Raw genomic sequence first — 15,371 nt, 5'->3', positions numbered from 1 at the left:
CCTGTCGGCGCTGCGTGTCTAGCGTGGGATGCGGGAGCAGAATCATGCCCGTGGCCGATGCCGTCACCGTAAGCGACTGGGCCGAAAGGCCGGTCGACATCACCATGCCCAAGCTCAGGCTCGACGGGATCAGCCATCATTTCCGCACGTCCGGCCAGACCACGGTCGCGCTCGATTCAATATCACTCGAGGTCCGGCCCTCGCGGTTCGTGTCCATCATCGGCCAGTCCGGCTGCGGCAAGTCCACGCTCTTCAACATCCTGGCCGGATTGCTGGCACCGACCGAAGGCGCCGTCCTGCATGACGGCACCGACATCACAGGGCGGGCCGGCATCGTCTCCTACATGCTGCAGAAGGACCTTCTGCTGCCCTGGCGGACGATCCTCGAGAACGTCATCTACGGGCTGGAAATCCAGGGCACGCCCAAGAAGCAGGCGCGCGAGATCGCACGACCCTTCCTGCAGCGCTATGGGCTGGCAGCGTTCGAGAACCACTATCCCGCTGCACTCTCGGGCGGCATGCGCCAGCGTGCGGCCCTGCTGCGGACTTTGCTCTGCAACAAGGACGTGATCCTGCTGGACGAACCCTTCGCGGCGCTCGACGCGCAGACGCGCTTCCGGATGCAGCAATGGCTGCTGACGCTGTGGAAAGATTTCAACCTCACCATCCTCTTCGTCACCCACGACGTGGACGAGGCCATCTTCCTGTCCGACGAGATCGTGGTGCTGTCGCCGCGGCCCGGACGGGTGCGCGACACCTTCCATGTCGACCTGCCGCGACCGCGATCGCGCGACGTCGTCACGCGCCCGGAGTTCGGGCGCCTGAAACGCCGCTGCCTGGAGCTGCTGTTCGAAGGCCATGACGGTCTCGACGACGAAGGGGAGTGGTGAGCATGTCGCTTTCCACGCACGCCCTCCCCGATGATGCGAAGGCCGACCGCAAGCCGGCCACGCCTGCGTCCCGCGCCAGCAGCGGCGTCGTGCTGAAGACCGAGCGGGACTGGCCGGCACGTACCGTTCTTCTCGTCCAGATCGGCATCCTCGCCCTGCTGCTTGCGCTCTGGGAAATCGGCGTGCGGGCCGGGCTCATCAACCATTTCTTCTGGTCGATGCCATCCGACATCCTCACCACCGGCTACGTATTCGTGCGAGACGGGACCGCTCTCTTCGACACCTGGTTCACGTTCCGCGCGACGATCATCGGCTTCGTCGCGGGCTCCCTGCTGGGCGCCGCGATCGGGCTCGCCATGTGGTGGTCGACGAACGGCGCGCGCGTCGCCGAGCCCTTCATCGTGGTCTTCAACGCCATCCCGAAGATGGCGCTGGGGCCGCTGATCATCCTGCTCTTCGGGATCGGCATCGAATCGAAGATCGCCATGGCGATCGCGCTGACCTTCGTCATCACCGCGCTTGCGACCTTCTCCGGCGTGAAGTCGGTCGACCAGGACCTCGTGCGCCTCACCTACTCGCTCGGCGGCACACGGCGCGACGTGTTCCTGAAGGTGGTGCTGCCGTCGGCGGTGCCTTGGATCGTCTCTTCACTGCGGATCAATATCGGCCTCGCTCTGGCGGGCGTTCTCATCGGCGAGTTCATCTCGTCCCAGTTCGGGCTGGGCAAGGTCATCATGTATGCCGGCTCGACCTACGACATCGCCCTGATCTGGTCGGGGATCATCATTCTGTCGGCCCTGTCGATGCTGCTTTACGGCGTCGTCGTGTGGCTTGAGCGACGTTTGCTGGAAGGGATCCACGCGGCGGACTCGTCGCGCGGCGGCCGGGGCTGAGCGACGCTCGTCGCTCCGGCGCGGAACACGAACACCGAGGACCTGTCGCCGGCGGCCCGTGGCCGCCGGACGGGGAAGCCGTGACTGACGACCAGAGAGAGGGGAGCCAATGATGACGACATTTTCACGCAGGCAATTCAACACACTGGCCCTGGCAACCGCGGTTGCCGGGGTGTCCGCCGCCGGGGGCGCCCGGGCGGGCGACCTGAAGCCTTTCACCGTGACCGAGCCCGGCCACAGCGTGGACAGCCTTCCCTTCTATGCCGGCATCAAGAAGGGCTACTTCAAGGAAGCCGGACTCGACATCAAGCTGATCACCACGGAAGGCGGGGGCAAGCACATCGCGGCGGTTCTGGCCGGCGACGCGCAGGCCTATATCGGCGGACCCGAGCATATCGCCTTCGTCAAGCAGCGCGGCGGCGAGGCGCTGCGGGCGGTCGTGGCCCTGTCCAACCGGGCGAATGCCTTCATGGTGGCCAAGACAGGCATAACGGTGGATCCCGCCGGGTCCTTCGGCGACAAGATCAAGGGCAAGAAGATCGCCATCGGCACGCGCGGCGGCACCGACTACTCGATCCTTCTCTACCTCCTTGAGTTGAACAAGCTCGACCCCCGCAAGGACGTGACGCTCATCGAGATCGCCAGCAGCGCCGGCATGATGGCCGCCGTCGCCGCCGGCCAGGCGGACGCCGCCGTCGTAGCCGAGCCCACCATCTCGCAGGGCATCAAGCAGGGCGTCTGGCAGGCGCCCTTCGCCAGCATGCCGAAGGAACTCGGCCTGTTCTCGTGGACGACGCTGAACGTGCCGCAGAAGCTCATCAAGTCCGACCCGGCGCTGGTGAAGATGATGGTGACGGCGTGCCTGAAGTCCCTGCAGTTCGTGAAGAACGATCCGGAGGGGGCCAAGGCCATCGCGCGCGAGGAGTTCCCGACGCTTCCGCCGGCCGACCTGGAGGCGATGCTGGCGTCCACCATCGCCAACGACATGTGGCAGTATGACGGGGCGATCCCGCCGGATGCGTGGGAGAAGACCAAGACCATCGTGAAGATCGCCGGCCTCCTGAAGGAGGACGTGCCCTACGACCAGGTCTACGATCCGCAGTTCATGCCGAAGTCCTGATTGCCAGGGCGGCGCCCGGCAGCGGGCGCCGCCATCCTTCGACGTCCCGCAAGGCAGTGCCATGACCGACGCCCGTAAGCTGTACATCCTCCTTTGCGGCTACGAGATCATCCGCAAGTCCGGCTGCATCCGCGGCGCCGACCGCTCGATCATCCTCGCCGTGCCGATCTGCGCCTACCTCATTGAGACACGGCGCGGGCTCGTGCTCTACGACACCGGGCTCGACAGCGCCCCGCTCGCCGATCCCGTCCAGAGCCGGGCGATCTTTTGCAACGACACCTTCCCCGGGCCGCCCGTGGTCTGCCCCGAGCACGAGCTGCTGCCGCAGCTTGCCGCGCTCGGCGTGCAGCCCGGCGATGTCGGCGAGATCGTCCTCAGCCACGCCCATGGCGACCATACCGGCCATGTCTCGCGCTTCACGAATGCGCGCGTCACGATCCAGCGCATGGAATACGAGGCGGCGTTCTCCGAGGAGGGGCGCAAGGCGAAGTCCTTCGCCGACATCGCTGATCCCGCGATCCGCTGGAACGTCATCGACGGCGACGTCGAGCTGATGCCCGGCCTCGACATCCTGCTGACGCGCGGGCACCGGCCAGGCCATCAGTCACTGGCGGTCGCGCTGCCGGAAAGCGGCACCAAGATCCTGACCGGCGATTGCGCCGACCTGCTCGAGAACTTCAACCGCGAGGTCCTCGGCTCGTCGATGGACGACGAGGCGGCGCTCGCCAGCATCAGGCGCCTGAAGGCAATCGCGGCCCGCACCGGCGGCGAGCTGGTGCCTCTCCACGATCCCGACTTCGTGCAGCGCGCGAGACTCGCGCCGCTCTACTACGCGTGAGGGCCAGCCATGGAGACGACGACGGGCTACGGGTACCAGGGGCTGGACGCCGCCTTGCTGGCGAGTTTCGCCGCAATGGCCGCCGACACAGCATCGCGCACCGTTGCTCTCGACCGCTATGTCGAGAAGGAGAAGGGCAGCGCCTTTCCCGTGCGGCAGGGCCAGATCCTGCGGATCACCTGTTGTGACGGTCCGCAGGTGTGCGACTTCAACGCCTTCGCGATCGACGATCCCAGCGAGCACTTCTGGTCCGGCCGCACGCGAACGCTGCAGGGTGCCCACCTCTCCGTGGGCGACAGGCTGTGGAGCACCGAGCCCAACATGCGGCCGATGTTCACGATCATCGCCGACACGGTCCCGCGCGACCCGCTGCCGCACAACGCCGCGTCGCACGACCTCATCTATGCGCGGTGCAGCGCCCGGGCCTGGGGCCTGCGCTATGGCCGCTTCGACATGCCCAACTGCAACACCAACCTCACCCGCGCGCTGCAGGACGCCGGCTTTCCGGCCACGCATGTCCACGACGCCTTCAACATCTTCATGACCACCGGCATCGACGAGACGCACCGGCTGTTCTTTCTGCCGCCGCAGGCGCGCAAGGGCGACTACGTCGAGCTTCACGCGGAGATCGACACGATGGTCGCCATTTCCTGCTGCCCCGGCGACTGCAACGGCGACGGCAACAAGGGCCTGCAGGTGACGGTGTACGACGCCACCGCCGCCGGACGCTGAACCAGCGAGGCCAGGCCTGGCACGAGCGAAGAGCGCCTGTGTCGCACCGCGGATTTCTGCTCTAGAACCAGCTGCTGGCCGCACCCGCCGGTCATGAGCGTGGTCCCGACACATGGCACTTGAAACTTCCGTCTCCGGCCCCGCGCTGCCCATCGTTCCCGGCACGGCCGAAGGCCCGGTCGTCGCCATGCACGAGGGGTTGAGCTTCTGGGGGGGGGTCGATCCCACCGACGGCCGGGTCATCGACGTCCACCACCCCGCCCATGGGGCTTCGCTTGCGGGCGCCGTCGTGGTGATGCCGACGAGCCGGGGCTCCTGCTCGGGATCGGGCGTGCTTCTGGAACTCGCGCTCGCCGGGGCCGCGCCGGCTGCCCTCGTCTTCAGCGAAGCCGAGGACACGCTGACGCTCGGCGCCATCGTGGCGGGCGAAATGTTCGGCAAGCCGGTGCCGGTGCTGCGGCTCCACCCTGAAGCGTTTCGCGCACTGTCCGGGGCCACCCGCGCATCGGTGACCGCCACGGGCGTGGAAGCCGGCGACATCACGATCCCGCTCGCTCCTGCGGCGACGGATGCCCTCGTGCTCGACGCCCACGACAAGGCCATGCTGGTCGGCGAGGACGGACCGGCGGTCCAACAGGCGATGCGGATCCTCGTCGCCATGGCGCGGCAGCAGGGCGCCGCATCGCTCACTTCCGTGACGCGGGCACATATCGACGGGTGCATCTATGCCGGCCCGGCCAACCTCGTCTTCGCCGAGGCCATGGAGGCGCTGGGCGCCCGCGTGCGCGTCCCCACCACGATGAATGCGATTTCGGTCGACCGCGAGAACTGGCGCGCTCAGGGCGTGTCGCCCGCTTTCGGCGAGCCGGCCCAGCGGCTCGCAGATGCCTATGTGCGCATGGGCTGCCGGGCCAGCTTCACCTGCGCGCCCTACCTGCTGGACGGCGCGCCTGAAGCGGGCGAGGCGCTCGGCTGGTCGGAGTCGAACGCCGTCATCTTCGCCAATTCCGTCCTTGGCGCGCGCACGGCGAAGCACCCGGACTTCCTCGACCTCTGCATCGCCCTCACCGGCCGGGCGCCGCTGGCGGGCGCGTTCCTCGACGAGGAGCGCCGGCCCGCACGCATCATCGACTTCGATATGCCGCCCGGGGCCGACGCGGCCATCTGGCCGCTCATCGGCTATGTCGCCGGCCTCGCCTCCCCGGACAGGGTTCCCCTCCTGCGCGGCCTCGCGGCGGGCAAGCCCGGGCGCGACGACCTCAAGGCGCTCTGCGCGGCATTCGGAACCACGTCGGCCGCGCCGATGCTGCACGTCGAGGGCGTGACGCCCGAGGCGCACCTGCCGCCCCATCCCGGCGCAGACCGGGTCGTCGTCGATCGTGCCCGCCTCGCCGCGACATGGGCCATGCTGAACGACGGTCCGGAGGAGGTCGATCTGGTCGCCATCGGCAGTCCTCACGCGTCGCTCGAGGAATGCCGCGAGCTGGCCGCGAGGCTCGCCGGAGCGGCCCGCGATCCCGGCGTCGCGGTGATCGTCACCGCCGGGCGGGACACGATCTCAACCGCGCGCGCGGACGGCACGCTCGCCAGCCTCGCCGCGAGCGGCGTGGCGGTTCATCCCGACATCTGCTGGTGCTCGATCACCCGCCCGGTGTTCCCACCGGGCACCAGGACGGTGCTGACCAATTCGGGGAAGTACGCCCATTACGGCCCCGGACTTTCCGGCTGCGCCGTCCGGCTCGGCACGCTGGACGATTGCGCCGAGGCGGCGCGAACCGGCCGCGCTCCGCGGGGCGTGCCCGGCTGGCTCCGGTAAGCCGGATGCGGGGTCGCGCGCCTAACCCGCCTGACCGGCGACGAGCGCGATGACGACGTAGCGGCCCACCTTGCCGATCGTGACAAGGATCAGGAAGGCCGGCAGAGGCTCGCGCAGTACGCCTGCCACCACCGTCAGGGGGTCGCCGACGACGGGCAGCCAGGACAGCAGGAGCGACCATTTCCCCCACCGGCGATACCAGCCCTCCGCCCGCTCCACCTGCGCCCGTGACACGGGAAACCAGCGCCGCCCCTCGAACCGGGAGAGGAAGCGGCCGAGCAGCCAGTTGACCACGGCGCCCAGCACGTTGCCGACGCTTGCGACGGCCACGAGGCCCCAGACGGAGTACGCGCCCGACAGGGTCATGGCCGCCAGCACGGCCTCCGACTGCGCAGGCAGGATCGTCGCCGCCAGGAAGGAGGCGAGGAACAGTCCGGCATAGTCCAGGGCATACGGCACGCTCAGTTGTTTCCTGGTTTTCCGTGTGACGGCGCGGCGCGACTGCCGGCCTGCAGACTGGTGAGGACGAGCGCTGGAAGACAGGGGCCACTATGGTGATCAAGGGTGACGCGGCAAGCCGGCAGCGGCTCCTTGGCGGAGTGACCGAAACGGGCTACCCCAGACGCCGGGGATCAGGGAGCGGTCGACCATGCCACCTGCGGCCGGATACGACGCGATGCAATACCGGCGCTGCGGCCGGAGCGGACTGAAGCTGCCGGCGATCTCGCTGGGGCTTTGGCACAATTTCGGCGCCGAAGCCTCTGCCGAGACGGCGCGCGCCATCTGCCGGCGGGCGTTCGAGCACGGCATCACCCATTTCGATCTCGCCAACAATTACGGTCCCCCGCCCGGCTCGGCGGAGGAGGCGTTCGGCGCGATCCTCCGGGACGAGTTCGCCGGGCTGCGCGACGAACTGATCATCTCGACCAAGGCCGGCTACCGCATGTGGCCAGGTCCCTATGGCGAGTGGGGCAGCCGCAAATACCTGCTCTCCAGCCTCGACCAGAGTCTCCGGCGCATGGGGCTCGAGCATGTCGACATCTTTTACTCCCACCGCTTCGATCCCGAGACGCCGCTGGAAGAGACGATGGGAGCCCTCGATTCCGCCGTGCGGTCGGGCAAGGCGCTCTACGCCGGCATCTCGTCCTACCCCGCCCGGCAGACGCGCGAGGCGGCGGCGATCCTGCGCGAACTCGGGACGCCCTGCCTGATCCACCAGCCGAGCTACTCGATGGTCAATCGCTGGGTCGAGGCGGACGGGCTCCTCGATGCGCTGGACGATCTCGGCATCGGGTCCATCGTCTTCTCGCCGCTCGCCCAGGGCGTGCTGACCGGCCGCTACCTCTCGGGCATCCCCCAGGACAGCCGGGCCTCCCGGACGAGCTCGGTGCGCCAGGACCTGCTGCAGGAGCCCGCCCTCGGCAGGATCCGGGATCTCGGCGCGCTCGCCGCAAGCCGGGGACAGAGCCTCGCCCAGCTGGCCCTGGCCTGGGTTCTGCGCGGCGGGCGGGTGACCTCGGCCCTCATCGGCGCCAGCCGGCCGGAGCAGGTGACCGACTGCGTGGGCGCGCTCGCGGCGTTGGAGTTCACGGCGGAGGAACTCGCCCGCATCGACGCGCTCACCGACGGCATCGCCACGACGCAGCCGCCTGTCGCGCCGGCTCCGCGCGCCTGATCACCCGGCTGGCGGCGCCGTGCTGCCCCTGACCAGCAAATCCGACTGGAGGACCAGTTCCGCCGGCGCGTCCTGCGGCTCGAGGCCGCGCATGCGGGAGAGCAGGAGAGACGCGGCGGCCACGCCCATTTCGAAGCGCGGCTGGACGACCGTGGTGAGCGGCGGCGAGCAGTAGTCGCCGAATTCGAGACCGTCGAAACCGGTCACGGAGACGTCGCCGGGAACGTCGCAACCGGCCGCCCGGGCTCCCTTGAGGAAGCCGATTGCCATCTCGTCGCTAGCGCACACGATCGCGGTCGGGCGCGGCGTTCCGGCCAGCAACGCCGCGGCGGCCGCCTCGCCGGATGCGAAGCGATAGTCGCCGGTCCAGGACGGCATGGCCGAGGGATCAAGCCCGGCTCTTTCGAGCGCAGCGACGAAGCCGGCCCGCCGCGCCACCGCGTTGAAATTTCCCTCCGGACCGCCGACATAGCCGAACCGCCGGTGGCCGAGCGCGAGCAGGTGCTCCACGGCTTTTGCGAGGCTCCCGGCATCGTCGATCAGGACGCGGGCCCGGGCCGTCTCCGCTGGGGTGGCGACCGCGCCGACGACGGGGAGGCCGGCTTCGACGACGCTGCGTCCGTCGCGCGTCGGCAGCCTGTCCCACATGACGATGATGCCGTCGATGTGCCCGGCGAAGACGACGTCCGCCAGATGGCGCTCCTTCTCCGGGCTGTTGTCGAGGTCGCCGACGATGAGCCCGTAGCCGTTGCGCGAGAGCTCGAAGTCGATACCTCGGATGACTTCGCCGAAGAACGGGTTCGACAGCCGCGGAACGAAAACCATGGCCATCATCGAGCGCCGGGCGCGCAGGTTTCGGGCGGCGGCGTTCGGCGTGTAGCCCAGCGTGCGCACGGCGGCCAGCACGCGGTCCCGCGTTTCCGGCCGGACACTGACGGGATTTGCGAGCGCCCGGCTGACAGTGGCTGTCGAGACGCCCGAGAGAGAGGCCACGTCGGCGATCCTCGGCGTGTCCCCGCCAGTTCCCCTGTCCGACATGTACCCCCCATGCGTCCCGGCGCGGCCCGGCCGGGACTGAGCCTACAGCGTACGTGCAACCTACGAACTGTTGTAATCGATTACAACGTCCACTAAGCTCACCCCCATCCGGCGCAAAGACCGGCGGCCGCACGGCGGCTCTCGAGGGATTGAACGCTTTCCGGAGGGTTTGATGACACGCATGCGCTCCCGATTCATTGCCTGCACGGCCCTGGCCGTCGTCCTGTCCGCAGCGTCGGCGCGCGCCGACCAGCCTACGGCCGAGGTGATCCACTGGTGGACCTCCGGCGGAGAGGCGGCGGCGGTCAAGGTGTTCGCCGATTCGTTCAACAAGGCCGGCGGCAAGTGGGTCGACACGGCCATCGCCGGCGGCGGCGGCGAGAATGCCCGCTCGACGGGTATCAGCCGCATCGTGGGCGGCAAGCCGCCAACCGCGATGCAGTTCAACTACGGCAAGCAGTTCGACGAGATTGTCGCGAACGGCTACGTCGCCAATGTCGACGCCGTGGCGCAGGAAGGGAAGTGGAAGGACCTGCTTCCGCCCGTCCTCTACAATTCCGTCGTGCGCGAAGGGCACGTCTACGGCGTGCCGGTCAATGTCCACGGCATTCACTGGGCCTGGTGGTCGGCCGCCGCGCTGCAGAAGGCGGGCGCCGAGGCTCCCAAGAGCTGGGACGACTTCTTCCCGGTGCTCGACAAGCTGAAGGCCGCCGGCCTCACGCCGGTGGCGCTGGGCGGCCAGGCCTGGCAGGAAGAGATCCTCTTCAACTTCATCGTCAATTCGTACGGCGGCAAGGACCTCTTCAGGGCGATCTACGTCGACCACAAGGTCGACGCCGTGAAGAGCCCGGAATTCCGCAAGGCGGTCGACCTCTTCCTCAAGCTGAAGCCCTATGTCGACGAGGGCTCGCCGGGCCGCAACTGGAACGACGCCACGGCGATGGTCATCACCGGAAAGGCCGGCGTCCAGGTGATGGGCGACTGGGCCAAGGGCGAGTTCAACGCCGCCAAGCAGACGGCCGGCAAGGACTATGTCTGCGAGGCGGGCTTCGGCACCAAGGGCGGCTACGCCTTCGGCGGCGACGTCTTCGTCATGGTGAAGTCGGATGCCAAGGGGGCGGCGGAGGCGCAGGCCCTGCTGGCCAAAACGCTCCTGTCGCCCGAGGTGCAGGTGGCGTTCAACAACGTCAAGGGCTCGATCCCGGTGCGGCCGGACGTCGACACGTCCAAGGTCGACGCCTGCGCCAAGATCGGGCTGGAGGCGATGAAGAACCTCGACAACCAGATCCCCAACCTCGACTTCACCAACACGCCTGACCAGGTGGGCGCCTATCGCGACGCCATCACCGAGATGTGGAATTCCAAGAAGCCCGACGTGGACGCGTTCCTGGCCAAGTACGCCAAGGCCGTGGCCATGTGATCCGTTGGCCGGCCTTGCCGGCCGGCTCGCCATTTCCCGGGGCGGGCATTCTGCCCCGGATCGTCCCGACGCGCTCCCTCGCAGTCCTGCCGGAGGCGGCCTCGCCGTGAAGCACAGGCGCAGACCATCCTGGGCGGTCCAGCTGGCCCTCGTGCCAGCCTGGTTCATGCTGCTCGCCGGCTATGTCGGCACGATCGCCTGGTCGATCCAGATTTCGCTCACGAATTCGAAGGCGCTGCCGAACACGAACTTCGTCGGGCTTCAGCAATACCAGCGGCTGTTCAGTGACGACCGCTGGCGGCTGTCGGTCGACAACATCGTCATCTTCGGCGTGCTGTTCGTGGCGCTCTGCCTCGTGGTCGGCTTCCTCCTGGCCGTGGCCATCGACCGCAAGGTGCATGGCGAGGACCTGTTCCGGACCGTCGTCCTCTATCCCTACGCCATGTCCTTCATCGTCACCGGCCTCGTCTGGCAGTGGCTGATGAACCCGACACTCGGCATCCAGCGCAGCGTGCGGCTGATGGGCTGGGAGGGCTTCACCTTCGACTGGGTGGTGAACCCCGACATGGCGATCTACGCGCTCGTCATCGCCGGCGTCTGGCAATCCTCCGGGCTGGTCATGGCCATCCTGCTGGCCGGTCTGCGCGGGGTCGATCCCGAACTGTGGAAGGCGGCGCGGATCGACGGCATCCCGCCGTGGCGCTACTACGTGTCGATCGTCTTGCCGCTGCTGCGGCCGATGATCATCACCTGCGTCGTGCTGCTCTCGATCGGCGTGGTCCGCGCCTACGACCTCGTGGTGGCGCTGACGCGCGGCGGCCCGGGCCTGTCGACGCAGGTGCCGGCGACGTTCGTGATGGAGTTTCTCTTCCAGCGGGCCAACATCGCGCTCGCGACGGCGGCCTCGACCGTCATGCTGGTGACGGTCCTCGCCTTCCTCGCCCCCTTCATCTACTTCGAATACTTCCGCAAGCGGGCGGGGGCGCACGCATGAGTGCCGCTGCTGCACCACGCGGCCGGCGCCCGTCCCGGCTCACGCCCGGGCGGGTCGGCCTGTACGCCTTCCTGACGGTGGCGGCGGCCTTTTTCCTGATGCCGCTCTACGTGATGATCGTCACCAGCCTGAAGCCCATGAGCGAGGTGCAGGAGGGCTATATCTTCGCCTTCCCGCGCGAGCCGACGCTGGAGCCGTGGATCTCGGCCTGGAGCTCGGTGTGCACGGGGCTCACCTGCGAGGGCATCGGGGTGGGCTTCTGGAACTCGATGAAGATCCTGCTGCCCAGCGTCGTGCTCTCCATCGCGTTCGGGGCAGTCAACGGCTACGCCCTCTCCTTCTGGCGGCCGCGCGGCTCCAATGTTCTGTTCGCCGGGCTGCTGCTGGGCGCCTTCCTGCCCTACCAGATCTTCATTTATCCGCTCGTGCGGATCTACTCGACGCTCGGCTTCTACAACACGCTGCCGAACATCATCTCGATCCATGTCCTCTTCGGCTTGCCAGTGATGACGCTGCTGTTTCGCAATTTCTACATGAACGTGCCGGTTGAACTCTTCAAGGCTGCGCGTGTCGACGGGGCCGGGTTCTGGCGCATCTTCGTCTCGGTGATGCTGCCGATGTCGACGCCGATCATCGTCGTCGCCGCCATCCTGCAGATCACCGGCATCTGGAACGACTTCCTGCTCGGCACGGTCTTCGCCGGCCGCGAGAACTGGCCGATGACGGTCCAGCTCAACAACGTCATCAACACGACGATGGGCGAGAAGCCGTACAACATTCATATGGCGGCGACGATCCTGACCGCCCTTGTGCCGCTCGTCGTCTACTTCGTCTCGGGCCGCTGGTTCGTGCGCGGCATCGCCGCGGGGGCGGTGAAGGGATGAGCGCGCTTCCCCACTCCTCCCCCACCGGCGATCCCGCGGTCTCGGTCCGGGACCTCGTCATCCGCTACGGCGCCGTGACGGTCCTCGACGCGCTCGACCTCGATGTCGGGCAGGGTGAGTTCCTGGTGCTCCTCGGCCCGTCCGGCTGCGGCAAGTCCACTTTGCTGAACGCCATTGCCGGGCTGCTCGACGTCACCGATGGCGAGATCTGGATCGGGGGCAACAACGTCACCTGGGCCGAGCCCAAGGACCGCGGCATCGGCATGGTGTTCCAGTCCTATGCGCTCTACCCGCGCATGACGGTGGAAGGCAACATGGCCTTTGGGCTCAAGGTCGCCGGCGCGCCGCGTTCCGAAATCGAGCGGCGCGTGGGCGACGCGGCGCGGCTTTTGCGGCTCGAGAACCTGCTGCAGCGCCGCCCGGCCCAGCTCTCCGGCGGCCAGCGCCAGCGGGTCGCCATCGGACGGGCGCTGGTCAAGAACGCCGCCGTGTTCCTGTTCGACGAGCCGCTCTCCAACCTCGACGCGCAGCTGCGCGGCGAATTGCGCGTGGAGATCAAGAAGCTCCACCAGGAGCTCGGCGCGACGATGATCTACGTCACGCACGACCAGATCGAGGCGCTGACGCTGGCCGACCGCATCGCCGTGATGAAGGGCGGCCGCATCCAGCAGCTCGCACCGCCGCAGGAGATCTACCGGCGGCCGGCCAACACCTATGTCGCGGGCTTCGTCGGCTCGCCGCCCATCACCTTCGTCGAGGGCACGCTGGAGGCAGGCGCCGGGGCGCCAGCCTTCCGGTCGGGCGGCTTCGGCGTGCCGCTCGCGACGTATCCCTTCAGGGGAGACGGCCGGCCGGGCGAGGTCATCCTGGGCATCAGGCCCGAGCACATCGCGGTGCGCCCGCCGCGCGAGGGAGAGCCGTCCTACCCGGCACGCATCGAATTGGTCGAGCCCATGGGAGCCGACACGGTGCTGCGCTGCCGGGTGGCCGGAGTGGATCTCGTCGTCCGGGGCGAGGGCGACGCGGCCTATGAGCGCGGACAGGAGGTCCTGCTCGCCATCGATCCCCGCCGGGTCCTGCTCTTCGACCGCACCTCCGGCGACCTCCTCTAGCCGTCATCCAGGAGCGATCCATGCTTCCCTCAGCCCCCCTCTCCTTCCAGCTCTACTCGGCCCGCAACTTCCCGCCCCTTGAGGCGCAGCTCGCCCGGCTGCGCGAGCTCGGCTTCGGCGGGGTGGAGCCCTACGGCGCCATGTACGACGACCCCGCCGGCTTCCGGGCCGCCATCGACCGGCACGGGCTGTCGGCGCCCTCCGCCCATATCCGCCTCGGCGATTTGCGGGACCGGCCGAGCTGGGTGGTGGACACCGCCCGCACCATCGGCATCGCGCTCGTCGCCTGCCCCTTCCTGATGCCGGACGAGCGGCCGCGCGACGCGGCGGGCTGGGCTGCCTTCGGGCGGGAGCTCGCCGGCATCGCCGCGAGACTGAAGAACGAGGGCCTCGCCTTCGCCTGGCACAATCATGATTTCGAGTTCGCGGCGCTGCCGGACGGCACCACGCCGATGCAGCACATCCTGGCCGCAGGGCCGGACGTGCTGTGGGAGGCGGACGCTGCGTGGATCGTGCGCGGCGGCCACGACCCGCTGGACTGGATCGCCCGCCATCCCGGCCGCATCCCGGCCCTGCACGTCAAGGATATCGCGCCCGCCGGAACCTGCGCGGACGAGGACGGCTGGGCCGATGTCGGCGAGGGCACCATGGACTGGCCGGCTCTTTGGCAGGCCGCCGAGGTCGCGGGCACGCGGATCTTCGTGGCCGAGCACGACAACCCGAGCGACTGGGACCGCTTCGCCCGCCGCTCGCGCGACACGATGAAGCGTCTTGCGGGACGGAGCTGACATGACCACCGGGATCGCCCTGATCGGATCGGGCAACATTGCCCTCACCTATGCCCGCATGATCCCGCAGTTCGCGGGGCTGAAGCTCGTCGCGGTTGCCGACATCCGGCCCGAGGCCGCGCGGACGCTGGGCGAGGCGCATCGCGTGGCCCACGGCTCGCCCGCCGAGGTGCTGCGGCGCGACGACGTCGACATCGCCGTCAACCTCACCGTGCCCAACGCCCATGCCGAAGTCTCGCTGGCTGCGCTGGAAGCCGGCAAGCACGTCTTCTCGGAGAAGCCGCTGGCGGTCGATCCCGCAGACGGGCGCGCCATCCTCGCGGCCGCCGCGGCGCGCGGTCTGCGGGTCGGCTGCGCACCCGACACGGTGTTCGGGCCGGGTGTGCAGCGCGCCCGCGCCGTCATCGACTCCGGCGAGGTGGGGCCGATCCTCGCCGGCAGCGCCGCGATCATGTCGCACGGCATGGAGCACTGGCATCCCGACCCCGAGTTCTTCTTCAAGCCCGGAGCCGGCCCCGTGCTAGATCTCGGACCCTACTACCTCGGCGCCATGGTCGTGCTGCTCGGGCCCATCGCCGAAATCCGCGCCACGGCGAAGGTCGGCTTCGCGGAACGGCTCGTCACGGCCGAAGGGCCGCGCAAGGGCCAGTCCGTGAGGGTGGAGACGCCGACGACCGTGCACGCCCTGCTGCGCTTCGCGTCGGGCGCCGACATCGTTTTCCAGGCGAGTTGGGACGTCTGGAAGCACTCCCTGCCGCTCATCGAGCTCTACGGCGCGAAGGGCGGGCTGCGGGTGCCCGATCCCAACTTCTTCGGTGGCGAGGTGGGCGTGTCGTCCGGCCGAGACGAGTGGCGGACCATCGGGACATCGGACACGAGGCTCGGCATCCCGAACTACCCGTGGGACGGCCCCTTCGAGAAAGCCAATTACCGCGGGCTTGGGCTCGCAGACATGGCGCAGGCGATCGCGACGGGCCGTCCGCACCGGGCGTCCGGCGACGTGGCCCAGCACGTTCTCGAGGCCATGGTGGGCATTCTCGCCGCGGCCGAGACCGACCGCCCCGTCCGGCTGGAAAGCCGCCCCGAGCGGCCTGCGCCCCTCTCTGACGCGGAGGCGGCGACACTGTTCGCCCGGTAGACGCCCGGCCAGAGGCGGAGGCCAGCGTTCAGG

The 15,371-nt window shown here is 68.7% G+C and carries 15 protein-coding genes; 13 read left to right on the top strand and 2 right to left on the bottom strand.

The annotated features are described in order from the left end of the window. Window positions 1–44: 44 nt before the first annotated feature. From AC5JCN_RS19595 to lhpI, 6 genes are all read left to right on the top strand, one after another. Window positions 45–890 carry an ABC transporter ATP-binding protein gene (locus AC5JCN_RS19595; protein ID WP_495756768.1) on the top strand — a complete coding sequence of 282 codons (846 nt, stop codon included), beginning with the start codon at window positions 45–47 and terminating at the stop codon, window positions 888–890. Between the two features lie 2 nt (window positions 891–892). Next, a complete protein-coding gene (locus AC5JCN_RS19590) occupies window positions 893–1,783 on the top strand; it encodes an ABC transporter permease (RefSeq protein ID WP_495756767.1) in 891 nt (296 codons plus the stop codon). Window positions 1,784–1,895: 112 nt separating this feature from the next. Next, window positions 1,896–2,903: an ABC transporter substrate-binding protein gene (locus tag AC5JCN_RS19585; protein ID WP_495756766.1), complete on the top strand. Its 1,008-nt coding sequence runs from the start codon at window positions 1,896–1,898 to the stop codon at window positions 2,901–2,903. 61 nt (window positions 2,904–2,964) lie between these two features. After that, entirely contained in the window at window positions 2,965–3,741 is a 777-nt protein-coding gene (locus AC5JCN_RS19580) for an N-acyl homoserine lactonase family protein (RefSeq protein WP_495756765.1), read from the top strand. 9 nt (window positions 3,742–3,750) lie between these two features. Next, window positions 3,751–4,473, top strand: a complete 723-nt coding sequence (locus tag AC5JCN_RS19575) for a DUF1989 domain-containing protein (RefSeq protein WP_495756764.1) — start codon at window positions 3,751–3,753, stop codon at window positions 4,471–4,473. A gap of 112 nt (window positions 4,474–4,585) precedes the next feature. After that, on the top strand, window positions 4,586–6,289 hold the full coding sequence (lhpI, locus tag AC5JCN_RS19570; protein WP_495756763.1) for a cis-3-hydroxy-L-proline dehydratase: 1,704 nt from the start codon (window positions 4,586–4,588) through the stop codon (window positions 6,287–6,289). 21 nt (window positions 6,290–6,310) lie between these two features. Here the strand turns inward: lhpI and AC5JCN_RS19565 are convergent, their stop codons facing one another. Beyond that, window positions 6,311–6,748: a YqaA family protein gene (locus tag AC5JCN_RS19565; RefSeq protein ID WP_495756762.1), complete on the bottom strand. Its 438-nt coding sequence runs from the start codon at window positions 6,746–6,748 to the stop codon at window positions 6,311–6,313. Between the two features lie 190 nt (window positions 6,749–6,938). Between AC5JCN_RS19565 and mgrA the strand changes: the two genes are divergently transcribed. After that, window positions 6,939–7,964: an L-glyceraldehyde 3-phosphate reductase gene (mgrA, locus tag AC5JCN_RS19560; RefSeq protein WP_495756761.1), complete on the top strand. Its 1,026-nt coding sequence runs from the start codon at window positions 6,939–6,941 to the stop codon at window positions 7,962–7,964. On the opposite strand, the gene AC5JCN_RS19555 is transcribed toward mgrA, so the two are convergent. Beyond that, window positions 7,965–9,002, bottom strand: a complete 1,038-nt coding sequence (locus tag AC5JCN_RS19555) for a LacI family DNA-binding transcriptional regulator (RefSeq protein ID WP_495756760.1) — start codon at window positions 9,000–9,002, stop codon at window positions 7,965–7,967. It lies immediately after the preceding gene. A 172-nt stretch (window positions 9,003–9,174) separates the two neighbouring features. On the opposite strand from AC5JCN_RS19555, the gene AC5JCN_RS19550 reads away from it, so the two are divergent. The 6 genes from AC5JCN_RS19550 to AC5JCN_RS19525 all read left to right on the top strand — a co-directional run bounded on the left by AC5JCN_RS19550 (window position 9,175) and on the right by AC5JCN_RS19525 (window position 15,338). Next, on the top strand, window positions 9,175–10,422 hold the full coding sequence (locus AC5JCN_RS19550; protein WP_495756759.1) for an ABC transporter substrate-binding protein: 1,248 nt from the start codon (window positions 9,175–9,177) through the stop codon (window positions 10,420–10,422). A 106-nt stretch (window positions 10,423–10,528) separates the two neighbouring features. Beyond that, the gene (locus tag AC5JCN_RS19545) at window positions 10,529–11,416 is read left to right on the top strand and encodes a carbohydrate ABC transporter permease (RefSeq protein ID WP_495756758.1); all 888 of its coding nucleotides are present in this window, start codon (window positions 10,529–10,531) and stop codon (window positions 11,414–11,416) included. Beyond that, window positions 11,413–12,300, top strand: coding sequence for a carbohydrate ABC transporter permease (locus AC5JCN_RS19540; protein ID WP_495756757.1), 888 nt, complete (start codon window positions 11,413–11,415; stop codon window positions 12,298–12,300). The genes AC5JCN_RS19545 and AC5JCN_RS19540 overlap by 4 nt, the downstream gene beginning before the upstream one ends. Next, a complete protein-coding gene (locus tag AC5JCN_RS19535; protein ID WP_495756756.1) occupies window positions 12,297–13,412 on the top strand; it encodes an ABC transporter ATP-binding protein in 1,116 nt (371 codons plus the stop codon). Before AC5JCN_RS19540 ends, AC5JCN_RS19535 begins: the two co-directional genes overlap by 4 nt. Window positions 13,413–13,432: 20 nt before the next feature. Next, on the top strand, window positions 13,433–14,200 hold the full coding sequence (locus tag AC5JCN_RS19530) for a sugar phosphate isomerase/epimerase family protein (protein ID WP_495756755.1): 768 nt from the start codon (window positions 13,433–13,435) through the stop codon (window positions 14,198–14,200). A gap of 1 nt (window position 14,201) precedes the next feature. Continuing rightward, window positions 14,202–15,338, top strand: coding sequence for a Gfo/Idh/MocA family protein (locus tag AC5JCN_RS19525; protein WP_495756754.1), 1,137 nt, complete (start codon window positions 14,202–14,204; stop codon window positions 15,336–15,338). Window positions 15,339–15,371: the final 33 nt, after the last annotated feature.

This window comes from Alsobacter sp. (genome assembly GCF_059501845.1).
Note: the sequence above shows the minus strand (reverse complement) of the source record. Positions and strands in the feature narration are given on the sequence as shown.

What these genes read in the sequence shown, in the direction of transcription:
- AC5JCN_RS19595 (WP_495756768.1), top strand. Translation starts at nt 45, where the DNA reads ATGCCCGTGGCCGATGCCGTCACCGTAAGCGACTGGGCCGAAAGGCCG.
- lhpI (WP_495756763.1), top strand. Translation starts at nt 4,586, where the DNA reads ATGGCACTTGAAACTTCCGTCTCCGGCCCCGCGCTGCCCATCGTTCCC.
- AC5JCN_RS19585 (WP_495756766.1), top strand. Translation starts at nt 1,896, where the DNA reads ATGACGACATTTTCACGCAGGCAATTCAACACACTGGCCCTGGCAACC.
- mgrA (WP_495756761.1), top strand. Translation starts at nt 6,939, where the DNA reads ATGCCACCTGCGGCCGGATACGACGCGATGCAATACCGGCGCTGCGGC.
- AC5JCN_RS19580 (WP_495756765.1), top strand. Translation starts at nt 2,965, where the DNA reads ATGACCGACGCCCGTAAGCTGTACATCCTCCTTTGCGGCTACGAGATC.
- AC5JCN_RS19575 (WP_495756764.1), top strand. Translation starts at nt 3,751, where the DNA reads ATGGAGACGACGACGGGCTACGGGTACCAGGGGCTGGACGCCGCCTTG.
- AC5JCN_RS19530 (WP_495756755.1), top strand. Translation starts at nt 13,433, where the DNA reads ATGCTTCCCTCAGCCCCCCTCTCCTTCCAGCTCTACTCGGCCCGCAAC.
- AC5JCN_RS19550 (WP_495756759.1), top strand. Translation starts at nt 9,175, where the DNA reads ATGACACGCATGCGCTCCCGATTCATTGCCTGCACGGCCCTGGCCGTC.
- AC5JCN_RS19555 (WP_495756760.1), bottom strand. Translation starts at nt 9,002, where the DNA reads ATGTCGGACAGGGGAACTGGCGGGGACACGCCGAGGATCGCCGACGTG.
- AC5JCN_RS19535 (WP_495756756.1), top strand. Translation starts at nt 12,297, where the DNA reads ATGAGCGCGCTTCCCCACTCCTCCCCCACCGGCGATCCCGCGGTCTCG.
- AC5JCN_RS19590 (WP_495756767.1), top strand. Translation starts at nt 893, where the DNA reads ATGTCGCTTTCCACGCACGCCCTCCCCGATGATGCGAAGGCCGACCGC.
- AC5JCN_RS19525 (WP_495756754.1), top strand. Translation starts at nt 14,202, where the DNA reads ATGACCACCGGGATCGCCCTGATCGGATCGGGCAACATTGCCCTCACC.
- AC5JCN_RS19540 (WP_495756757.1), top strand. Translation starts at nt 11,413, where the DNA reads ATGAGTGCCGCTGCTGCACCACGCGGCCGGCGCCCGTCCCGGCTCACG.